The organism is Arthrobacter sp. SAFR-044, from assembly GCF_059414985.1.
This window is the reverse complement of sequence record NZ_JBPFDN010000005.1, coordinates 18,833-22,949: the sequence shown is the minus strand read 5'-3', so window position 1 is coordinate 22,949 and position 4,117 is coordinate 18,833. Positions and strand designations below refer to the sequence as shown.

Annotated in this window: 4 protein-coding genes and 1 pseudogene; 1 reads left to right on the top strand and 4 read right to left on the bottom strand. The window is 57.6% G+C overall.

Annotation, left to right across the window (positions count from 1 at the left end):
• Positions 1-198 precede the first annotated feature (198 nt).
• From ACR65J_RS09320 to ACR65J_RS09310, 3 genes are read right to left on the bottom strand one after another with little or no spacing between them, the layout of a single operon-like run.
• Positions 199-1,548, bottom strand: a complete 1,350-nt coding sequence (locus ACR65J_RS09320) for a delta-60 repeat domain-containing protein (protein WP_440168047.1) — start codon at positions 1,546-1,548, stop codon at positions 199-201.
• Positions 1,499-2,137: a hypothetical protein gene (locus ACR65J_RS09315; protein ID WP_440168045.1), complete on the bottom strand. Its 639-nt coding sequence runs from the start codon at positions 2,135-2,137 to the stop codon at positions 1,499-1,501. The genes ACR65J_RS09320 and ACR65J_RS09315 overlap by 50 nt, the downstream gene beginning before the upstream one ends.
• Positions 2,138-2,166: 29 nt before the next feature.
• Entirely contained in the window at positions 2,167-2,997 is an 831-nt protein-coding gene (locus ACR65J_RS09310; RefSeq protein WP_440168043.1) for a hypothetical protein, read from the bottom strand.
• A 54-nt stretch (positions 2,998-3,051) separates the two neighbouring features.
• Between ACR65J_RS09310 and ACR65J_RS09305 the strand changes: the two are divergent.
• Positions 3,052-3,321, top strand: a pseudogene (locus tag ACR65J_RS09305) (transposase); the annotation flags it as partial.
• A gap of 274 nt (positions 3,322-3,595) precedes the next feature.
• On the opposite strand, the gene ACR65J_RS09300 reads toward ACR65J_RS09305, so the two are convergent.
• Positions 3,596-4,117, bottom strand: a 522-nt coding sequence (locus tag ACR65J_RS09300) for a tetratricopeptide repeat protein (RefSeq protein WP_440168041.1), incomplete at its 5' end; no start/stop codon positions are given.

Sequence of the window (4,117 nt, the reverse complement as noted above, 5' to 3'; positions counted from 1 at the left end):
GCTTTGGCCCGTTCTGCCCGCTGGATGTCCCGCTCGATCTGCTGGGCCTGGCCCCGGTTGAACTGGGAGACCCAGTCGTAGGTTTCCCGGCCGGCCTGGATCCGAGCCATTTCGCGTGCATGGTCTTCTCTCGCGCGTGCCAGCCGTTCCTCTTCATTCATGGCTAACCTGCAATTCAATCGCCAGCGCTAAAGCATCTTAAATGCTTCCGGTAATTCTCATTGCCACGTTGTGTTCGTGCTGTATTTTCGCTAACAGAATGTCCTGTTCAGCACGCAATTCTTCTGGATTCCTTCTGTTGCGGGTCTGCCGTCGTACAGTAGGTGAGGACAAGTTCTGTAAGCGTAGGACTATTGGGCCGTCATGGTCTTCAGTGGATGCACTTACCAGTATCCTGTTTCTTTCATCTATCGCCAGTGAAGTGGTGGTCGCGTCTGAGGCGAGAAAGGTGATAGATGTCCCGTCGGTCCCAAAGGAATAATCGGGATCGCCAATTTTGTCTAGCTTCGCTATCCCAATGCCAGAACGCGGCGACCGCTTAAAGGGGCCAGCTACGATCGCGTTGCCTTCATTGTCGATTGCCACGGCTGAGAAAAACCCTGTCAGTAGAGGTAATTCGTTCGACGATCGATCTCTGTATCTGATGTGAGGCATCAGCACCCCGTCCTTGGTGAACGAGGCGTAGGCCGGATGCCGTTCGGCGTTGGCTCGCTGGTAACCAGCTATGAGAATACTGCCGGACTTAAAGAGGCCCGCAGCGAGTGCGTATCCAAGAGAGGCATCGTACGCCGAAGTAGCGAGGCCGTGTTCTCCAAATTGTTCGTCCAAGCGCCCTGAGACGTCAAAACGGAGGGTCACAGCCAAAGCCCATTGGTCTCCCTCCACCGTTCCCACTGCTAGGACTGAGCCATCCGGGCAGGGCAGTAGCGCCGATAACATGAAACTTCGGCCGGCAAAGGGGATCGTGGTTACGCCCCTGTTGCCGAAGGTGCTGTCGAGAGTGCCGTCCTCCAAGAATTGAGCCAATACAAAATCCTCGGAAGCATCACTTCGAATGGCAGCACCTCCGACAACTAGAGCGCCCCGGGCTGTAATGGCCAGCTTTGTCAAAGATATTGCCTGATAACTGACGATCCCCGACAAAGCGGCCGTCGGAAGGTGAACTGTTCTGAAAGTTCTTCCGCCGGGGTCGATCAGAACAACAGAATCTGGGTTGGACGTCACGTTCCTGCACACCATGATTGTTCCGTCCCGTTTTATCGCTAGGGAACAAAGCCCGTGGCCTAACCCAGGTGGGAGCGTTGAGACGCCGCCCCGTCCGAATGAATCGTTCAGCTTCCCGTCTTGGTCCAGGCAAACCAACAGAAGAAACTCTGGTGTCGCAGCGACGTTTCTAACATCGGCGCCGATAACTATATGTCCTGACGGAGTCACCGCGTTAGCGCCAGCTTTCGCCCCTGAAATTGAAAGACGAACACCACCATGGAGGCCGAAGGTTTCATCTAAATAACCGGATGACATTCTTAATCGTCCCTTCGGCTCTTCCACTTTTTCTTTGTGAGACGACCATCCTTGTCCACATGCGCACCCGTACTAGTGTTAATATCCACCTAGGAGCTTTCTTAGGATGGTTTGAAACAGCTTGTGGTCTCACTCCAAGAAAAGCCAAACCTCCCACGGTGGCCGGAACCTCCGCTGCTTTGCGCGGCTCCAGCTCTTGGGCAGATGAGGGCACAGCAAGCGCTTGCTCAGATGATGTGCCCCAAAATGCACCCAGTAGTTCCGCTGTCAACTCTTGTTGAGCGTCCAAGAGTCGCTCGACGCCGGCCTCATCGATTGGGTGCCATCCAGGGACAACTAAGCCTTCTATGACATGGATGGGCCGACCAAATCTATCCTTGCCTTCGGTGTCGCGGAGCATCTGCGACGCTGGACGGCTTCGAAATGCAAGCGTGAACCTGCCGCGATGCCTGACGTCTATAGTTTTCGTGAGGATGCTTTCCTGATGAGGGGCTGACCCAGTTTGCAGGACAAGCATGAAATCGTTCTTGTCCTGCACCAAAAAGTCGGGCGCATAAATGGGGCGCCAGTCCAATTCTGGGTTCCTTGCGACGATGAACGGCCAAACTTCAACCATGATCGATCATCTACTGCCGTGCATCGAGGTCATATCTCGCTGCCTCGCTCTGGTCCATCAGAGTCGTCAACCATCCTGGAATTGGGGACGAAGGGCAAACTAAGTTCGTCTGCAGCTATGCCTCCGGCGAGGACCGATGCTGGCAGATGCTCCTCAAAGCCCGTAATAATATCAATGCATTGAAGCTCCAAGAGCTCGAGGGCTTCCCCTTCAGTGTGGAGTTGGTCTCGCGAATGCATCAAGCTTTGTGCATACTGTTGTCGGCCGGCCTGTGCTCGCGCAGTACGTGCACTAAGCAGTTTCGCTCCAAAACCAAGAGCATCCACGAACAATTCATCCGGAATCAATTGCCCAATGGAGGGAAACCGTGCCACAAGTACGCCGCGAAGTTTGGGACCGAGTAATTGCGCAGCGCTTCGGACAGCTGGCTGCCACGTTTCAATGGCTCCAGGTTCAAGTAACCGATCAGTCAGGCCTGATTTTTCTGGACCCTCTAAATCTGTACGTTTCTGAGCCAATTCATCGTGAGCAAACTTCATGAAGTCAGGCAGGATGCTAAGCAGTGGCAATTCAACGTTGTGTGGCCGAGGAGGCGTGCCATTTTTCTTCATTGCCCCGTTTGGCTCAGGAGTCGCAAACTCAAATCCCACTGCACTCACGGGGAACAAGCGGATGGAAGCCCGGGTATCCTGGGCCTTAGCGGATATCAGATCGCGAAGATTCTCGTCAGTTAATAGTTTGTCCTTAACCTGCTGAAGAGAACAAATGTCGGCTAGTAGGTCCCATTTAGTGATTACGAAATGAACGGGACACCTGCTTTGTTGAACGATCTCTAAACTGCTTGTCATGTCAAAGGACATGTAGCGATGTCCTCGTGGCTTATTCTCCAGGAGGTCCCGAATCGCCTCACCATGGGGCGAAAGCTCGAACTTCACGAACATGACGCGTTGCAGCGCCAACACCGCCAACGCGCCAAGGACCAGGACTTCCAGCACGAATACCGCATCCACCGGCCCATGGTCGAACGGTCCATCGCCTGGCTCACCCGCGGCAACCGCCGCGTTCGACACCGCGGAGTCACCCGAAACAACGCCTGGCTCCAACTCCGGATCGCAGGACTGAACCTGCGACGACTGCTCACCCTCGGACTGACGTCGAACGAAGGACCATGGGCGATGGGATGACCCACCCCCTTCGGGTCCGGCCAACCCAGCCACAGGATGACGCCCCACACCCGGGGGCACAATGAACATAGCGGGCGGAACGACCCCGTTGTCGCACCTAGAGTGCTGACCCAACATGCCGCTAGACGGCCCATTGGTGGCGTTCCGCCCGCCCCACAACCTCGTTGTTCAGCAGTCTCCTAGGTGGTCAAGCGCGGATTCACGGGGACTCCAACCTGCAAACGATTTCGTCAGATCTTGCTTCAGGTTTTACACCTTGACTACTTGCCCATGATTACGAGGAGCCGGACGAGGTTGGGGGCGAAGGCCGCGGGCTTGTCTCCGTGAGCCCCCGGTAGAGCCCGGCCGCCTCCTCCGCCGCGGCCAGGGCCTCCTCCGGCCGGCCCAGATCCCCCAGCAGGACCGAAAGGTTGTTCAGGGACATGGCCAGGTCGGAGGTGAAGGCCGCGGGCCTGGCCTCCGCCAGCCCCCGGTAGAGCCCGGCCGCCTCCTCGATGGCGGCCAGGGCCTCCTCCGGCCGGCCCAGATCCCCCAGCCCAGCCGAGAGGTTGTTCAAGGACCTGGCCAGGTCGGAGGTGAAGGCCGCGGGCCTGGCCTCCGCCAGCCCCCGGTAGAGCCCGGCCGCCTCCTCGATGGCGGCCAGGGCCTCCTCCGGCCGGCCCAGATCCCCCAGCCCAGCCGAGAGGTTGTTCAAGGACCTGGCCAGGTCGGAGGTGAAGGCCGCGGGCCTGGCCTCCGCCAGCCCCCGGTAGAGCCCGGCCGCCTCCTCGATGGCGGCCAGGGCCTCCTCCGGCCG